At 68.9% G+C, this 16,080-nt stretch carries 13 protein-coding genes and 1 pseudogene; 11 read left to right on the top strand and 3 right to left on the bottom strand.

The annotated features are described in order from the left end of the window. The first annotated feature begins 4 nt into the window (after positions 1–4). The 8 genes from murB (at position 5) to recN (ending at position 9,935) form a co-directional block, all read left to right on the top strand. On the top strand, positions 5–946 hold the full coding sequence (murB, locus tag ACZ1HC_RS10005; protein WP_472699841.1) for a UDP-N-acetylmuramate dehydrogenase: 942 nt from the start codon (positions 5–7) through the stop codon (positions 944–946). Between the two features lie 201 nt (positions 947–1,147). Next, positions 1,148–2,038: a D-alanine--D-alanine ligase gene (locus ACZ1HC_RS10010; RefSeq protein ID WP_472700822.1), complete on the top strand. Its 891-nt coding sequence runs from the start codon at positions 1,148–1,150 to the stop codon at positions 2,036–2,038. Further along, on the top strand, positions 2,026–2,964 hold the full coding sequence (locus ACZ1HC_RS10015) for a cell division protein FtsQ/DivIB (protein ID WP_472699842.1): 939 nt from the start codon (positions 2,026–2,028) through the stop codon (positions 2,962–2,964). The genes ACZ1HC_RS10010 and ACZ1HC_RS10015 overlap by 13 nt, the downstream gene beginning before the upstream one ends. A gap of 3 nt (positions 2,965–2,967) precedes the next feature. Then, positions 2,968–4,302, top strand: coding sequence for a cell division protein FtsA (gene ftsA, locus ACZ1HC_RS10020; protein WP_472699843.1), 1,335 nt, complete (start codon positions 2,968–2,970; stop codon positions 4,300–4,302). 219 nt (positions 4,303–4,521) lie between these two features. Beyond that, a complete protein-coding gene (gene ftsZ, locus ACZ1HC_RS10025; RefSeq protein WP_472699844.1) occupies positions 4,522–6,099 on the top strand; it encodes a cell division protein FtsZ in 1,578 nt (525 codons plus the stop codon). Between the two features lie 216 nt (positions 6,100–6,315). After that, the gene (lpxC, locus tag ACZ1HC_RS10030; protein WP_472699845.1) at positions 6,316–7,245 is read left to right on the top strand and encodes a UDP-3-O-acyl-N-acetylglucosamine deacetylase; all 930 of its coding nucleotides are present in this window, start codon (positions 6,316–6,318) and stop codon (positions 7,243–7,245) included. Between the two features lie 155 nt (positions 7,246–7,400). Continuing rightward, complete coding sequence (locus ACZ1HC_RS10035) at positions 7,401–8,249, top strand: outer membrane protein assembly factor BamD (RefSeq protein ID WP_472699846.1); 849 nt, start codon at positions 7,401–7,403, stop codon at positions 8,247–8,249. Positions 8,250–8,288: 39 nt separating this feature from the next. Beyond that, a complete protein-coding gene (recN, locus tag ACZ1HC_RS10040; protein WP_472699847.1) occupies positions 8,289–9,935 on the top strand; it encodes a DNA repair protein RecN in 1,647 nt (548 codons plus the stop codon). A gap of 18 nt (positions 9,936–9,953) precedes the next feature. Here the strand turns inward: recN and ACZ1HC_RS10045 are convergent. After that, positions 9,954–11,083 (bottom strand): annotated as a pseudogene (locus tag ACZ1HC_RS10045) (aminotransferase class V-fold PLP-dependent enzyme). Positions 11,084–11,246: 163 nt separating this feature from the next. On the opposite strand from ACZ1HC_RS10045, the gene ACZ1HC_RS10050 reads away from it, so the two are divergent. The 3 genes from ACZ1HC_RS10050 to ACZ1HC_RS10060 are packed head-to-tail and all read left to right on the top strand — an operon-like array spanning position 11,247 to position 14,604. Next, positions 11,247–11,945 (top strand): type 1 glutamine amidotransferase, encoded by a 699-nt coding sequence (locus ACZ1HC_RS10050; protein WP_472699848.1) that lies wholly within the window; start codon positions 11,247–11,249, stop codon positions 11,943–11,945. Beyond that, the gene (locus ACZ1HC_RS10055) at positions 11,942–13,300 is read left to right on the top strand and encodes a glutamine synthetase family protein (RefSeq protein ID WP_472699849.1); all 1,359 of its coding nucleotides are present in this window, start codon (positions 11,942–11,944) and stop codon (positions 13,298–13,300) included. The genes ACZ1HC_RS10050 and ACZ1HC_RS10055 overlap by 4 nt, the downstream gene beginning before the upstream one ends. Beyond that, positions 13,297–14,604, top strand: coding sequence for an NAD(P)/FAD-dependent oxidoreductase (locus ACZ1HC_RS10060; RefSeq protein WP_472699850.1), 1,308 nt, complete (start codon positions 13,297–13,299; stop codon positions 14,602–14,604). Before ACZ1HC_RS10055 ends, ACZ1HC_RS10060 begins: the two co-directional genes overlap by 4 nt. Here the strand turns inward: ACZ1HC_RS10060 and ACZ1HC_RS10065 are convergent. Continuing rightward, positions 14,601–15,047 (bottom strand): tellurite resistance TerB family protein, encoded by a 447-nt coding sequence (locus ACZ1HC_RS10065; protein ID WP_472699851.1) that lies wholly within the window; start codon positions 15,045–15,047, stop codon positions 14,601–14,603. The genes ACZ1HC_RS10060 and ACZ1HC_RS10065 overlap by 4 nt on opposite strands. Positions 15,048–15,151: 104 nt before the next feature. Next, positions 15,152–16,057 (bottom strand): polyphosphate kinase 2, encoded by a 906-nt coding sequence (gene ppk2, locus ACZ1HC_RS10070; protein WP_472699852.1) that lies wholly within the window; start codon positions 16,055–16,057, stop codon positions 15,152–15,154. Positions 16,058–16,080: the final 23 nt, after the last annotated feature.

The raw sequence follows: 16,080 nt of genomic DNA on the forward strand, positions 1-16,080 counted from the left end.
CGCGATGATCCATGACCTTCCCGCCCCCCGTGGCACGCTGACCCCCGACCGTCCCCTGGACAGCCTGACCTGGCTGCGCGTGGGCGGCCCCGCCGACTGGCTGTTCCAGCCCGCCGACGAGGACGACCTGGCCGGTTTCCTGCGCGATCTGGATCCTGCCATGCCGGTCTTTCCCATCGGCGTCGGCAGCAACCTGATCGTGCGCGACGGCGGCATCCGCGGCGTGGTGATCCGCCTGGGCCGGGGCTTCAACGGCATCACCGTGGACGGCGATCTCGTGACCGCCGGCGCTGCCGCGCTGGATGCCCATGTCGCGCGGCGCGCGGCGGACATGGGGCTGGACCTGACCTTCCTGCGCACCATTCCCGGCAGCATCGGCGGCGCGGTCCGCATGAACGCCGGCTGCTATGGCAGCTATGTCGCCGATCACCTGGTCAAGGCCCGCGCCGTCACCCGCCACGGCGACCGCATCACCCTGACGCCGCAGGACCTGCGCTTTGCCTATCGCCATGCGGACCTGCCCCCGGGCTGCGTGCTGACCGAGGCGGTCTTTCGCGCCCCGTCCGGCAGGCCCGACGCGCTGCACCAGAAGATGGCCGACCAGCTGGCCCGGCGCGACGAGACGCAGCCGACCCGCGAACGCAGCGCGGGATCGACCTTCCGCAACCCGGCGGGCTTCAGTTCGACGGGGCGGGCCGACGATGTCCACGACCTCAAGGCCTGGTCGCTGATCGACCGCGCGGGGCTGCGCGGCCACAGCTGGGGCGGCGCGCAGATGTCGGAAAAGCACCCGAATTTCCTGCTGAACACCGGCGGGGCCACGGCCGCCGAGCTGGAAGCCCTGGGCGAACTGGTCCGCCGCCGTGTGCTGGAGGACAGCGGCCACGACCTGCAATGGGAAGTCATCCGCGTGGGCGACCCGCTGCCCGGCTCAACCGGCGATTGATTAACGATTCTGGCAACAATCTTTGGCGGATAGCTAAAATTGTCCTTTTGTGATTTCCGCGCATCAGGTATCTTGATTCCATAAGCGCAGATCGGGGCGAACCCGGCAGCGCGGGGACAGGAAAATCCCGGGATCAACCGGGTCGAAAGGCGAAACGTGGCGGGCAGGTCGAGCAGGACAGCCCATACCGTAGCCGTTCTGATGGGCGGACCCTCGGCTGAACGCGAGGTGTCGCTGTCGTCGGGGCGCGAATGCGCGAATGCGCTGCGGGTGGCGGGCTATGACGTGATCGAGGTCGAACTGGGACCGGATCGCGGCGGCGACCTGGTCGCGCGCCTGACGGATCTGCGCTGCGACGTGGTCTTCAACGCGCTGCACGGCCGCTGGGGCGAGGATGGCTGCGTCCAGGGGATCCTGGAATGGCTGGGCCTGCCCTACACCCATTCCGGCGTGCTGGCTTCGGCCCTGGCGATGGACAAGACCCGCGCCAAGGAGGCGCTGCGGGTCGCAGGCCTGCCGGTGGCGCCAAGCGTCATCGCCTGCGCCGACGAGGTCCGGTCCCGCCATGTCCTGCCGCCGCCCTATGTGGTCAAGCCCAACGACGAAGGCTCCTCGGTCGGCGTCTATATCGTCCATGACGGCGCCAACCAGCCGCCGCAGCTGGCCGACACCATGCCCGCCCGGGTCATGGTCGAAGCCTATGCCCCGGGGCGGGAGCTGACCACGGCGGTGCTGGGCGACCGCGCCCTGGGCGTGACCGAGATCGTCACCGAAGGCTGGTACGACTATGCCGCCAAGTATTCCGCTGGCGGATCGCGCCACGTCGTGCCCGCCGACATTCCGGCCGAAATCGGCCGGGCCTGCCTGGAATACGCGGTCCGCGCGCATGACGCGCTTGGCTGCCGGGGCCTGTCGCGCACCGATTTCCGCTGGGACGACCGGCGCGGGCTGGACGGCCTCATCATCCTCGAGGTGAACACCCAGCCCGGCATGACCCCGACATCGCTGGCGCCCGAACAGGCGGCCCATGCCGGGATCGGGTTTCCCGACCTGATGCGCTGGATGGTCGAGGACGCGCTGTGCCAGAAGTGATCGACCATCGCCCGAACCGCCCGCAGCCGCCCGTGGTCCGGCGCGACCCGGCGCCGTCGCGCCTGCAATACCGGCTTGAACGCATGTGGCTGCGCCCGATCTGGCGGCGCACGCTGCGGATCGGCCTGCCGGCCTTCCTGGTTGCCATGACCGCCTGGCTGTGGCTGTCGGACGAGGATCGCCGCGCCATGCTGTCGGACGGCGTGCAGCAGGTCATGGACAAGGTGCAGAGCCGCGAGGAGTTCCTGGTCAGGACGATGGTGGTCGAGGGCGCCTCGCCGGTCGTGGACAGGGCGCTGCGGGCGATGCTGCCGGTCGAACTGCCTGCCTCGAGCTTCGACATCGACCTGACGGCGCTGCGCCTGCAGGTGATGCAGCTGGACGTGATCGAATCGGTGGATCTGCGCGTCAGGCCGGGCGGCATCCTGTCGGCGGTGGTCAAGGAACGCGAACCGGCGATCCTGTGGCGCCATGCCCGGGGGATCGAGATCCTGGACGGGACCGGCCATCGCGTCGCATCCGTCACCGCCCGCGAGGTCCGGCCTGACCTGCCCCTGATCGCCGGCGAGGGCGCCGATCTGGCGGTCCCCGAGGCCCTGGCCCTGATGGACGCGGCCGGGCCGATCCTGCCGCGGGTGCGGGGGCTGGTGCGTCGCGGCGAACGTCGATGGGATCTGGTGCTGGATCACGGCCAGCGGATCATGCTGCCCGCCCACGGCGCGCGCATCGCGCTGGAAGCCGCGATCGCCCTGGACCGCGCCCAGGACATGCTGGGCCGCGACATCAGCGTCGTCGATCTGCGCGATCCGTCGCGCCCGGTGATGCGGCTGGGGATCGACGCACGCAACAGCCTGCGCCAGGCGCGCGGAGAGCCGCTGCTGGGGCCGGACGGCAAGATCGTTCAAGACGAAGAGACGGGGGGCTAGGCGATGGCGGAACTTTACCAGACGCAGCGGGCGATGCGGAACATCCGCAGGGCGGCCCTGCAGCGCGGCGTGATCGGCATCCTGGACATCGGCACGTCCAAGATCGCCTGCCTGGTGCTGCGCTTCGACGGCACCGGCACCTTCCGCGAAACCGACGGCGTGGGGCCGATGGCGGGGCAGGTGAACTTCCGGGTGATCGGCGCGGCCTCGACCCGGTCCCGCGGGATGCGGCGCGGCGAGATCGACGTGATGGCCGAAACGGAACGCGCCATCCGCACCGTCGTCGCCGCCGCGCAGAAGGTCGCGGGCGTGCGCGTCGATCACGTCATCGCCTGCCTGTCGGGCGGGCGCCCGTCCTCTTACGGTCTGGCCGGAGAGATCACGCTCGAGGCCGGGCGGGTCCAGGATCATGACGTCGCCTCGGTGCTGGCGGCCTGCGACGCCCCCGATTTCGGCCGCGGTCGCGAGGTGCTGCACGCCCAGCCGGTGAACTTCGCCGTGGACAACCGCACCGGGTTGGGCGACCCGCGCGACCATGTCGGCAACCGGCTGTCCTGCGACATGCACGTGCTGACGGTGGACGGCGACGTGATCGGCAACCTGACCCAGTGCATCCGTCGCTGCGACCTGGAACTGGCGGGGGTCGCCTCGGCCTCGTATGCCGCGGCGCGCGCCGCCTTGGTCGAGGACGAGCAGGAACTGGGCGCCGCCTGCATCGACTTCGGCGGCGGCGGCACGGGCGTTTCGATTTTCCTCAAGAAACACATGATCTTCGCGGACAATGTTCACATCGGTGGCCAGCTTGTCACGCAGGACATCGCGCAGGGTCTGCGGGTTCCCCTGCCGGTGGCCGAGCGGCTGAAGACCCTGAACGGCGGCGTCGAGGCGACCGGCCGCGACGACCGCGACATCCTGGACCTGGGCCAGGGGGGCGGCGACTGGGACGGCGAGCGCCGCCCGGTCAGCCGCGCCGACCTGATCGGCATCATGCGCCCGCGGGTCGAGGAAATCCTGGAGGGCGTGCGCGAGGTGCTTGATGCGGCGGGCTTCGACGCAATGCCCAGCCAGCAGATCGTGCTGACGGGCGGGGGCAGCCAGATCCCCGGTCTGGACGGCTTGGCCGCGCGCATCCTGGGCCCGAACATCCGCTGCGGGCGGCCGTTGCGCATCGACGGCTTGGCCCACCAGTTCACCGATCCGGGCTTTTCGAGCGCCGTGGGTCTGGCGCTGTTCGCCGCGCATCCCCAGGACGAATGGTGGGACTTCGAGATGCCGGCCAGCAGCTATCCCACCCGCAGCCTGCGCCGCGCCTATCGGTGGTTCAGGAACAACTGGTAGGCGACGAGGCATCGCGATGATCCGATTGAAGCCGCGGCGCGGGATTCAACCGAATGGGCAAGATACCGCCGAAACCCCAGCAAATACCACCATATTTTGGGGAAGGCGGGCTCTTTTTAAGTGACGCAGCGGCGGGTCGCCGCTAGGATTGCACGTGATACGAGGGATTCGACGGGCGGCAGGACAGGACCCGGCGACATAGCAAAAACAGGCGGAACCATGAACCTCAATCTGATGATGAACGACGAAGACGAGCTGAAGCCCCGTATCACCGTCTTCGGTGTTGGCGGCGCGGGCGGAAACGCGGTCAACAACATGATCGAGAAGAAGCTCGACGGGGTCGAGTTCGTGGTCGCCAACACCGACGCGCAGGCTCTTGCCAGCTCGCGGGCGGCCAACCGCATCCAGATGGGCCCCAAGGTGACCGAGGGGCTGGGCGCCGGCGCCAAGCCCGTGATCGGCGCCAAGGCCGCCGAGGAAACCATCGAGGACATCGTCGATCACCTGATGGGCGCGCATATGTGCTTCATCACGGCCGGCATGGGCGGCGGCACCGGCACCGGCGCCGCCCCGATCATCGCCCAGGCCGCGCGCGAGATGGGCATCCTGACCGTCGGCGTCGTCACCAAGCCGTTCCAATTCGAGGGCACCAAGCGGATGCGCCAGGCCGACGAGGGCATCGAGGCGCTGCACAAGGTGGTGGACACGCTGCTGATCATCCCCAACCAGAACCTGTTCCGCATCGCCAACGAAAAGACCACTTTCACCGAAGCCTTCGCGATGGCCGACGACGTGCTGTATCAGGGCGTCAAGGGCGTGACCGACCTGATGGTGAAGCCGGGCCTCATCAACCTGGACTTCGCCGACGTCCGTTCGGTCATGGACGAGATGGGCAAGGCGATGATGGGCACCGGCGAGGCCTCGGGCGAGAACCGCGCCCAGGAAGCCGCCGAACGCGCCATCGCCAACCCGCTTCTGGACGAGGTCAGCCTGAACGGCGCCAAGGGCGTGCTGATCAACATCACCGGCGGCTACGACATGACCCTGTTCGAACTGGACGAGGCCGCGAACGTCATCCGCGACAAGGTCGATGCCGATGCCAACATCATCGTCGGCTCGACGCTGGACCCGGACATGGACGGCTCGATCCGCGTTTCGGTGGTGGCGACCGGCATCGACGCGGCCGCCAGCATGGCCGATGTTCCCGCGCCCCGCCGCAGCATGGCGGAACCGCTGACCCAGAGCCCCGCGCTGTCCCCCAAGACCGACAGCGCGCCGCAGCAGGACGACCTGCCGCCGCGGCGCGTGGCCGCGCCGCTGGTCCAGCCCGCGGCGTCGGCCACTCTCCGGCCCGAAGAAGACATGCCGGCCCCGGCCTATCAGCGCCGCGAACCCGCGCAGACGGCAGCGATGCTGAACGTCAAGGAGGACGCGGGCTTCATCGCGCCCCGTGCCCCGCAGGGTGCCGCGCGCGGCCAGGCCACCCCGGAGACGCTGGAGCGTCTGCGCCGCGCCGTCGAACACAAGGGCGAACGCCAGCAGCCTGCCCCCCAGCCGCAGGAACCCGCGCGCCCGCAAAGCCGCATGGCCGGACTGGGCCGGATGCTGGAACGCATGGCCGGCCATTCCGACCACGGCGCCTCCAAGCCCGCCGCCTCCTCGATCTCGGAACGGGTGAACGAACGGGTGGCGGTTCGGGCCCGCCAGCAGGACACCGATTTCGACGACCTGGCCAGCCCCGACTCGGGTCAGGACAACGTCGAGATCCCGGCATTCCTGCGCCGCCAGGCCAACTAGGCCAGCTGTCGCCGCACCCCTTGGAAAGGCCGCCCAAGGCGGCCTTTTTTCATGGCCGGATCACGGTTTCCGGGCCCCCGCACAAGGCCGCGCTGGACGGCGGCCGGCAATGTTTCACGCCGTTACAATTCGTTAATTGAAGGCCCGCTGTGCTGGCCCTAGGTCATCATCAAGGCGGCAGACGACTGTGCCGCGACGGGATCAAGGCAGGCGGTCATGCAGGCGACGTTGAAAAAGATGGTGGCGTTCCAGGGCGTGGGCCTTCATTCCGGCGCCCCCGCCCGGCTGGAGATCCATCCTGCCCCGGCCGGCCACGGCATCGTCTTCCGCCGCATCGACCTGTCGCCCGCCATCGACATTCGTGCCCGCTGGGACCGGGTGACCCCGTCGAAGCTGTGCACCCTGCTGGACGACGGCGCGGGCACCACGCTGTCCACGGTGGAACATGTCATGGCCGCGCTGGCCGGCACCGGCATCCACAACGCCCTGGTCAAGGTGGACGGCCCCGAGGTCCCGATCCTGGACGGATCGGCCGCCCCCTTCGCCCGCGGCATCCTGCGCGCCGGGATCGCGATGCAGCAGGCCGATCTGCCCGTCATCCGCGTCCTGCGCCCCGTCGAGGTCCGCGAGGGCGAGGCCTTCGCCCGGCTGAGCCCGGCCGATCACCTCGAGATCGACTTCCAGATCGATTTCACCGACGCCGCCATCGGGCACCAGGAAAAGCGCCTGGACATGGCCAACGGCGCCTTCCTGCGCGAACTGGCCGACAGCCGCACCTTCTGCCGTCAGGCGGATGTGGACGCCATGCGCCGCAACGGCCTGGCCCTGGGCGGGACCTATCTGAACGCGGTCGTCGTCGACGGGGCGCGGGTGCTGTCGCCTGGCGGCCTGCGCCACGCCGACGAGGCCGTGCGCCACAAGATGCTGGACGCGATGGGCGATCTGGCCTTGGCCGGGGCGCCGCTTCTGGCGCGCTATACCGGCCATCGCGCGGGCCACGCCATGACCAACAGGCTGCTGCGCGCGCTGTTTGCCGATCCGGCCGCCTGGCGCCGGGAACCCTGTTCGCCGGCGCTGGAACACCGGCTGCCGGGCGCGGGGATTGCCGCCTACGACCTGGCCGCGACCGCCTGGGCTGCCGCCTGACGGGGGCGTTCTTCCGCCCCTTCGGCCTGCCGGTAAAACCCGCGTCAATGTCAACGGATTGCCATTTTGCGCCCCCTGATGTTCTGTGCTAGAGGGTCCGGGCAACCCTGCCGCACAGGGTCGGTTGCAAGGAAGAAGTCTTAGGCAGGGTGAAGATGGCGCGCTCGAAATTCTCGGCTTCCACGATGGCGGCGGCTCTTTGTCTGGTGCTTGCGGGTTGTTCGGGTTCTGAATCCTCGTCCGGCGACAGGGAGAACCTGGATCGTTTCACGGCTGAGGAAATCTACAAGCGCGGCGAGTTCGAGCTTGAGAACAGCCGCCGTCCCGAAGATGCGGTCTTCTATTTCTCCGAGGTCGAACGGCTGTATCCCTATTCCGAATGGGCCAAGCGCGCGCTGATCATGCAGGCCTATTCCAACCACCGCGCCGAGAACTACGAGGAAGCGCGCGGCGCCGCGCAGCGGTTCATCGACACCTATCCGGGCGACGAGGACGCGGCCTATGCCCAATACCTGCTGGCGCTGTCCTATTACGACCAGATCGACGAGGTCGGCCGCGACCAGGGCCTGACCTTCCAGGCGCTGCAGGCGCTTCGCACCGTGATCGAGCAGTATCCCGACAGCGAATACGCCCGCAGCGCGATCCTGAAGTTCGACCTGGCCTTCGATCACCTTGCCGCCAAGGAAATGGAGATCGGGCGCTATTACCTCAAGCGCGGGCATTACGCCGCCGCGATCAACCGGTTCCGCGTCGTGGTCGAGGAGTTCCAGACCACCTCGCAGACGCCCGAGGCCCTGCTGCGTCTGGTCGAGGCCTATCTGGCCCTGGGCCTGACGGACGAGGCGCAGACGGCGGGCGCGATCCTGGGCTACAACTTCCAGTCCTCGCCCTTCTATCAGGACGCCTATCGCCAGCTTCGCGGACGCGGCCTGGAACCCGAGGCGCGCGGCGACAATTGGCTGAACAACGTCTATCGCCAGATGATCCAGGGGCGGTGGCTGTAAGGGCGGGCAGCGCCTGCCCGACCCCCTGAAGGATGACCCATGCTGCGATCGCTCGACATTCGGAACATGTTGCTGATCGACAGGCTGGGCCTTTCCTTCGGGCCCGGCCTGAACGTCCTGACGGGCGAGACAGGCGCCGGCAAGTCGATCCTGCTGGACTGCCTGGGCTTCGTGCTGGGCTGGCGCGGCCGCGCCGATCTGGTCCGGCAGGGCGCCTCGCAAGGCGAGGTGACGGCGGTGTTCGACCTGCCCGCCGGTCATCCCGCCCGCGCGGTCCTGGCGGATGCGGGGATCCAGCTCGAGGATGACGAACTGATCCTGCGCCGGGTGAACGGGGCCGACGGGCGCAAGACCGGCTATGTCAACGACCGCCGCGTGTCGGGGGACGTGCTGCGCCACCTGTCCGAGACGCTGGTGGAACTGCACGGACAGCACGACGACCGGGGGCTGCTGAACCCGCGCGGCCACCGGGCCCTGCTGGACACCTTCGGCGCCATCGACCTGGCCCCGGTCCGAGAGGCATGGGCCGCCCGCCGCGCGGCGCGGCGCGACCTGGAACAGGCCGAGGCCCGCCTGACCGCCGCCCGGGCCGAGGAGGATTTCCTGCGCCACGCCGTCGCCGAGCTGGGCGAGCTGATGCCCCAGGCGGGCGAGGAGGCGGTGCTGGACACCCGCCGCCGCGCCATGCAGGGGGCCATCCGCATCCGCGAGGATGTCGCCCGCGCCCTGAAGATGCTGGGCGGCGAGGGGGCCGAGGGAGCCATGCTGGACGCGACGCGCTGGCTGGAAGGCGCGGCCGACCGGGCCGAGGGGCGGCTGGACGAACCGCTGGCCGCGCTGTCGCGCGCGCTTGTCGAACTGGGCGAGGCGCATCGTGGGGTCGAGGACGCGCTGTCCGCGCTCGACGTGGATCCCGCGCAGCTCGAGGCGGCCGAGGAACGGCTGTTCGCCCTGCGCGCGCTGGCCCGCAAGCACAACGTCCTGGCCGACGATCTGGCCGGGCTGGCCGACGAGTTGCGCGCCCGCCTGGGCCAGATCGACGCCGGCGAGGCGCAGATCGCCGCGCTGCGCCGGCAGGTCGAGGACGCCGAGGCCCGCTATGACGCCGAAGCCGGCGAAGTCACGCGGGCGCGGACCGAAGCCGCCACGGCCCTCGATCGCGCCGTCACCGCCGAACTGGCGCCCTTGAAGATGGAGCGCGCGGTCTTTCGCACCTTGGTCACGGCGGGCGAGCCGGGACCCGAGGGGCGCGACGATGTGGCCTTCACCGTCGCCACCAATCCCGGCGCGCCGGCGGGGGCCCTGGACAAGATCGCCTCGGGGGGCGAACTGTCGCGCTTCCTGCTGGCGCTGAAGGTCTGCCTGGCGCGCGGCAACGACGCGCTTGTGCTGATCTTCGACGAGATCGACCGGGGCGTGGGCGGGGCCACGGCGGATGCGGTGGGGCGGCGGCTCAAGCGGCTGTCCGAGGATGCGCAGGTTCTGGTGGTGACCCATTCGCCGCAGGTGGCGGCGCTTGGCGCCAACCATTTCCGCGTGTCGAAGTCGATCCACGACGACATGACGACCTCGACCGTGGCGGCCCTGTCCCCGGCGGAACGGGTCGAGGAGATCGCCCGGATGCTGTCGGGCGACCGGATCACCGACGCCGCGGCAGGGGCGGCGCGGGCGCTGCTGGGCGTCTGACGGCGCCGCCGCGGCGGATCAGGCGGGGATCACCTTGTCCACCACCGCGCGCAGACGCGCCACGGTGCCGTCCACGTCCTTCAGCTTGTCCAGACCGAACAGCCCCAGCCGGAAGGTCGAGAAGCCTTCACTCTCTTGCACGGCCAGCGGCACGCCGGCTGCGATCTGCATTCCCTCGGCGGCAAACTTCCTGCCCGACCTGATCTCGGGGTCGTCGGTATAGCTGACGACAACGCCCGGGGCGGCGAAATCGGGGGCCGCCACCGATCGCAGCCCGCGTTCGGCCAGCAGGGCGCGAACTGCGCGGCCCAGCCGCCATTGCGCGTCGCGCGCGGCCTCGAAGCCCATCGCGCGGGTCTCCTCCATCGCGTCGCGCAGCCCCAGCAGCGCATCGGTCGGCATCGTCGCGTGATAGGCGTGGCCGCCATCCTCGTAGGCGGCCATGATCGCCCGCCATTTCTTCAGGTCCAGGGCAAAGCTGTTGCTGTCGGTCGCGGCCAGCCGATCAGCGCCGCGTTCCGACAGCATCACCAGCCCCGCGGCCGGCGAGGCCGACCAGCCCTTCTGCGGGGCCGAGATCAGCACGTCCACCCCGGTCGCGGCCATGTCCACCCAGACCGCGCCCGAGGCGATGCAATCCAGCACCATCAGCGCGCCGACCTCGTGGGCGGCATCCGCCAGCGCGGTGATGTAGCCGTCGGGCAGGATCAGCCCGGCCGAGGTTTCGACATGGGGGGCAAAGACCGCATCGGGGCGCGCCTCGCGGATTTTGGCCACCACCTCCTCGACCGGCGGGGGGCGTAGGCGGGCTGGGGCTCGTTTCCGGCGGGGCGGGCCATGACCACGGTGGCCTGCCGTGAAAAGCCGCCCATCTCGAAGATCTGGCTCCAGCGATAGCTGAACCAGCCGTTGCGGACGATCAGCGCGTGCCCGGTGCCGAACTGGCGCGCGACGGACTCCATGGCATAGGTGCCGCCGCCGGGAACGATGGCGACCTGATGGGCGCCATAGACCTCGCGCAGGGTGGCGGACAGGTCGCGCATCACCTGCTGGAACCGCTGCGACATGTGGTTCAGCGACCGGTCGGTGAAGACGACCGAGAATTCGTCCAGACCCTCGGGGTCGATCTCGGGGTGAAGATGGGGCATCGCGCTTTCTCCTGTCCAGTTGGGCGCAGCCTAACGCGTGCCGGGGGCGGCTGCCAGACGGCCAGCGCCGGCAGGATCAGCGGGTCGGGCGGATGCGCTGCCCCCTTGCGGCCCCCCGTCCGGGCGACTACCTTCCCGGCTGCAGCAACATCGCAGGCTTTCCATGCGCATCGGCATCCTTCAATGCGGCCAGGCCCCCGCCGAATTGAAGCGGGACTTGGGCGATTACCCCGACCTCTTCGTGCGGCTTCTGGACGGGCGCGGCTTTCAGTTCCGCACCTGGCATGTCGAGGAGATGGAGTTTCCGCAATCCGTCCACGACGCCGAGGGCTGGCTTCTGACCGGCTCGCGCCACGGCGCATACGAGGATCACGCCTTCATCCCGCCGCTGGAAGGCTTCATCCGGGACGCCTACGACGCCGCCGTTCCGATGGTGGGCATCTGCTTTGGCCACCAGATCATCGCGCAGGCCCTGGGCGGGACCGTGACGAAGCACCCCGGCGGCTGGGCGGTGGGCACGCAGGATTACGACTTCGGCGGCCGGACGGTCCGGCTGAACGCCTGGCATCAGGATCAGGTGGTGGCGCTGCCCCGCGACGCCCAGGTCGCCGCGCGCAACCGGTTCTGCGAGAACGCCGCCCTGATCTATGGCGACCGCGCCTTCACCGTGCAGGCCCATCCCGAGTTTTCCGACGACTTCATCCGCGGGCTGATGGAGGGCCGCGGCAAGGGCCGGGTGCCTCAGGATCTGCTGGACGGCGCCGCCGCCCGCATGGGCGAGGCAAACGGGGCGCAGGTCGTGGCCGACCAGATCGAAGCCTTCTTCAAGCAGCCGCGCGCGGTCAGCAGGGGCGCGGCATGAGCGACTGGATCGACAGGCTGCCCCAGGCCGCCCGCGACTTCGTGGCCGGCCGCAGGCTGGACGAGGTCGAATGCATCCTGGCCGACATCGCCGGGGTGGCGCGCGGCAAGGCGATGCCGGCGTCGAAATTCGCCCGGCAGGACAAGTTCTATCTGCCGAACTCGATCTTCCTGCAGACCATCACCGGGGAATGGGCGGACAATCCGGCGGGCGCCTTTACCGAGCCCGACATGATCCTGACCCCCGATTTCAGCACCGCAACCGCCGCGCCCTGGACCGCCGACTGGACGCTTCAGGTCATCCACGACGCCCACGACCAGCAGGGCAACCCGGTTCCCATCGCGCCGCGCAACGTGCTGAAGCGGGTGGTGGGGCTTTACGCCGAACGGGGCTGGAAGCCGGTGGTGGCCCCGGAGATGGAGTTCTTCCTGGTCGCCCGCAACATCGACCCCAACCAGCCGATCATCCCGCCGATGGGCCGCACCGGCAGGCGGGCCGCCGCAAAGCAGGCCTATTCCATGTCGGCGGTGGACGAATACGGCAAGGTCATCGACGACATCTACGACTTTGCCGAGGCCCAGGGATTCGAGATCGACGGCATCCTGCAGGAAGGCGGCGCGGGGCAGGTGGAAATCAACCTCAACCACGGCGATCCGGTGGCCCTTGCCGACGAGATCTTCTATTTCAAGCGCCTGATCCGCGAGGCCGCGCTGCGCCACGACTGCTTCGCCACCTTCATGGCCAAGCCGATCGAGGGCGAGCCGGGCAGCGCCATGCACATCCACCATTCGGTGATCGACCTGGCGACCGGCCGCAACATCTTTTCCGACGCCAGGGGGGCCGAAACGCCCGAGTTCCTGCATTTCATCGCCGGGATGCAGAAGCACCTGCCGGCGGCGGTGGCGCTGCTGGCGCCTTACGTGAACAGCTATCGCCGCTATGTCCCGGACTTCGCCGCGCCCATCAACCTGGAATGGGGCCGCGACAACCGCACCACCGGGCTCAGGGTGCCGATCTCGTCGCCCGACGCGCGGCGGGTGGAAAACCGGCTGGCGGGCATGGACTGCAACCCCTATCTGGGCATCGCCGCCAGCCTGGCCTGCGGATACCTGGGCCTGATCGAGGGCGAGAATCCGCGTGGCGAATGCCTGGGCGACGCCTACATGTCGTCGCAGGACGAACTGCCCTACAATCTGGGTGACGCACTGGACATCATGGCCGAAAGCGCCGCGATGCGCGGCGTTCTGGGCGAGGATTTCACCGCCGTCTATGAATCGGTCAAGCGCAACGAATACAAGGAGTTCCTGCAGGTCATCAGCCCCTGGGAACGCGAACACCTGCTGCTGAACGTATGAAGCTGCTGTATGCCAACGACCGGCGCGGGGAATATCCGCCCAGCCTCTACGCCCAGACCTGCACGCCGCTCGACCGCTTCCCGCCCCTGAAGGGAGAGGTGCGGGCAGATGTCGCGGTGGTCGGCGGCGGCTACACCGGCCTGTCGGCGGCGCTGCATCTGGCGCGGGCGGGCCGCGACGTGGTGCTGGTCGATGCGCAGCGGGTGGGCTTTGGCGCGTCCGGGCGCAATGGCGGGCAGATCGGATCGGGCCAGCGGCAAGAGGTGGCCTGGCTGGAACGCCAGTTCGGCGCGCCCGCCGCCCGCCGCCTGTGGGACCTGGCCGAGGAGGCCAAGGCCCTGGTGCGGTCACTGGCGGACGAGGCGGGCGTGCCGATCCGCGACGGCGTGGCCCATGCCTGCCGCAACGCCTCCGAAGTCCGCCACAGCGCGTGGATGGCCGCGCATCTGGCGGAACGCTATGGCTATGACAAGGTGCAGGTGCTGGATCGCGAGGCGCTGGCGGCGGAGCTGGGAAGCGCGGCCTATGCCGGCGGGGATCTGGACTGGGGGGCGGGGCATGTCCATCCGCTGAACCTGGCCTTGGGCATGGCGCGGCTGGCCGTGGCCGCGGGGCTGCGCATCTTCGAACAAAGCCATGTCCACCGCATCGAACACGGCAGCGCCACGACCAGAAGCCGGGTCCTGTGCGACACGGGCAGGATCGTCTGCGACCATGTGATCCTGGCGGGGAACGGCTACCAGGGTCGGCTTGACGCCCGGGTGGCCGCCCGGGTCATGCCGATCAACAACTTTATCGTCGCGACCGAGCCTCTGGGCCGCGACTTTCCCGAAGTCCTGCCCCGCCGCATCGCCGTGGCCGACACCAAGTTCGTGGTGAACTACTGGCGGCTGGACGACGAGCGCCGGCTGATCTTTGGCGGGGGCGAAACGGCCACCTATCGCTTTCCGGACGACATCGCCGCGCTGGTTCGCCCGCATCTGCTGTCGGTCTATCCGCAATTGCGCCATGTGCCGATCACCCATGCCTGGGGCGGCACGCTGGCGATCACCATGAACCGGATGCCGCATTTCGCCCGACCGGCGCCGAACTGCCTGTCGGCAGGCGGCTATTCCGGGCATGGGGTCGCGATCGCGACGCTTGCGGGCAAGCTGATGGCGGATGCGGTGGCCGGGCAGTCCGAGGGCTTCGACGTCATGGCCGCCATTCCGGCCCGGCCCTTTCCAGGCGGCGCGATGCTGCGAAGCCCGCTGCTGGTCGCCGGGATGGCCTGGTACGGGCTGCGGGACCGGCTGGGCTTCTAGCGCCCGCCCACGACGCGGCGGCGCTGCAGCGCGGAATCGCGATCCGTCACCCCCAGAAGCGACGAGACCAGCCGGATCGCGGCGTCCTCGTTGGCGCTGCGATGGGCGTCCGCAAGCGAAACCTCCCACATCGCGCCGACGATCGCCGCGCGATCTTCCAGCGACACCCGATCCTTGATGAGACGGGTGAAGCGCACCGTGTCGGGGGCCTCGGCCTCGATCATCTCGGCCACGGCGCGGCGTTCGGCGGCGTCCGCCAGGCCCAGTCCGTGCCGTTCAGCCAGCACTTCGTCGATGCGGCGCTTTTCGGCGGTGCGGTAGTGATCGTCCGCCCGCGCCACCCGGACCAGCAGGGCCGCGATCGCCACTTCGGCATCCTCCGTGGCCAGAGGCTGCGGATCGGAAGCGTCCGTGAAAAGGCGGTCAAGGAGATTGCGGAACATCTGTCAACCTTACGCTCATGAAGTCACCGTTCAAGGACTAACCGAAAGGATAGACTTTTGTTAAACCGGACGTTGACCGGTCATCCGGCCGGTGGAACGCGGCCCTAGTATATCTGGGGAACATACAGGTCGCGCGACAGCACGTCGCGTTCGTAGTCGGGGTTGAACACCCGGTCGGGCAGCGTCACTTCCTCGTGCGGGACCTCCTCGTAGGGGATGAGGCTCAGCAGGTGGCTCATGCAGTTCAGGCGGGCGCGCTTCTTGTCGTTGGCGGGAACGATGTACCAGGGCGCCTCGGGGATGTTGGTGCGTTCCAGCATGTCCTCCTTGGCCTTGGTATAGGCTTCCCAGCGGACGCGGGATTCCAAGTCCATCGGCGACAGCTTCCACTGTTTCAGCGGGTCGTGGATGCGCATCAGGAAGCGGAGCTGCTGTTCCTCGTCGCTGATCGAGAACCAGTACTTCACCAGGGTGATGCCCGACCTGACCAGCATCCGCTCGAACTCGGGGACGTCCTGGAAGAACTGTTCCACCTGGTCCTCGGTGGCAAAGCCCATCACCCGTTCGACGCCGGCGCGGTTGTACCAGCTTCGGTCGAACAGCACGATCTCGCCGCCCGCCGGCAGGTGGGGGACGTAGCGCTGGAAATACCATTGTGTCTTTTCGCGGTCGGACGGGGCGGGCAGGGCCACCGTGCGCACCACGCGGGGGTTCAGCCGCTGGGTGATGCGCTTGATCGCGCCGCCCTTGCCGGCGCTGTCGCGGCCCTCGAAGATGACGACGACCTTCTTGCCGGTATGGGCCACCCAGTCCTGCAGCTTGATGAGTTCGGTCTGCAGCCGCAGCAGTTCGCGGAAATACAGCTTGCGGTCCATCTGCTCGGGCCGGCTTTCACGATAGATCCGGCGGATCTCCTGGGACAGGACGGCGTCTTCCAGCTCGATCTCGCAATCCTCGTCCAGGGTTTCCTGAAGCTCGGCTTCCAGCCAGTCCTTCGGTTCGTCGGTCATGGTGTTCCCCCTTGTCGATGAAG

It is taken from the genome of Paracoccus sp. BR5-17 (assembly GCF_055693925.1).

Bases quoted from the DNA above. Each gene is read 5' to 3' on its own strand.
- murB (WP_472699841.1), top strand. From the start codon at position 5: ATGATCCATGACCTTCCCGCCCCCCGTGGCACGCTGACCCCCGACCGT.
- ACZ1HC_RS10010 (WP_472700822.1), top strand. From the start codon at position 1,148: ATGGGCGGACCCTCGGCTGAACGCGAGGTGTCGCTGTCGTCGGGGCGC.
- ftsA (WP_472699843.1), top strand. From the start codon at position 2,968: ATGGCGGAACTTTACCAGACGCAGCGGGCGATGCGGAACATCCGCAGG.
- ftsZ (WP_472699844.1), top strand. From the start codon at position 4,522: ATGAACCTCAATCTGATGATGAACGACGAAGACGAGCTGAAGCCCCGT.
- lpxC (WP_472699845.1), top strand. From the start codon at position 6,316: ATGCAGGCGACGTTGAAAAAGATGGTGGCGTTCCAGGGCGTGGGCCTT.
- ACZ1HC_RS10035 (WP_472699846.1), top strand. From the start codon at position 7,401: ATGGCGCGCTCGAAATTCTCGGCTTCCACGATGGCGGCGGCTCTTTGT.
- recN (WP_472699847.1), top strand. From the start codon at position 8,289: ATGCTGCGATCGCTCGACATTCGGAACATGTTGCTGATCGACAGGCTG.
- ACZ1HC_RS10050 (WP_472699848.1), top strand. From the start codon at position 11,247: ATGCGCATCGGCATCCTTCAATGCGGCCAGGCCCCCGCCGAATTGAAG.
- ACZ1HC_RS10055 (WP_472699849.1), top strand. From the start codon at position 11,942: ATGAGCGACTGGATCGACAGGCTGCCCCAGGCCGCCCGCGACTTCGTG.
- ACZ1HC_RS10060 (WP_472699850.1), top strand. From the start codon at position 13,297: ATGAAGCTGCTGTATGCCAACGACCGGCGCGGGGAATATCCGCCCAGC.
- ACZ1HC_RS10065 (WP_472699851.1), bottom strand. From the start codon at position 15,047: ATGTTCCGCAATCTCCTTGACCGCCTTTTCACGGACGCTTCCGATCCG.
- ppk2 (WP_472699852.1), bottom strand. From the start codon at position 16,057: ATGACCGACGAACCGAAGGACTGGCTGGAAGCCGAGCTTCAGGAAACC.